This is a genomic window from Pseudomonas sp. SDT291_1_S447, assembly GCF_054070155.1.
Map to the genome: position 1 here is coordinate 1 of NZ_JBSVXS010000355.1, position 282 is coordinate 282.

Here is a 282-nt window from a genome sequence, read left to right on the forward strand (position 1 = left end):
GTCGCGTCGGCGGCTTCAAAACGATAGCGATTCATCAGGCGTCCCGTGTCACACGGAGGATTTCTTCAGGCGCGGTGGCGCCGCTACGGATCCAGCGCTCGCCGTCCTCACGCAGGCTGAACATCCCGGCCTTGGCAGCAGATGCGCGCAAGGCCTGCTCCCCTGCCCCTTGGTGAATCAGGGTGCGGATGTCGTCATCGATGCAGAACAATTCGTGAATGCCGGTACGGCCGCTGTAGCCGGTTTGATTGCACGCCGGGCAACCGACCGGGCGCCAGGTGC

Annotated in this window: 1 protein-coding gene; it reads right to left on the bottom strand. The window is 64.2% G+C overall.

From position 1 onward, the window contains the following. Window positions 1-34: 34 nt before the first annotated feature. On the bottom strand, window positions 35-282 hold a 248-nt coding region (locus tag ACW9IR_RS29910; protein ID WP_457466211.1), incomplete at its 5' end, for an ATPase, T2SS/T4P/T4SS family.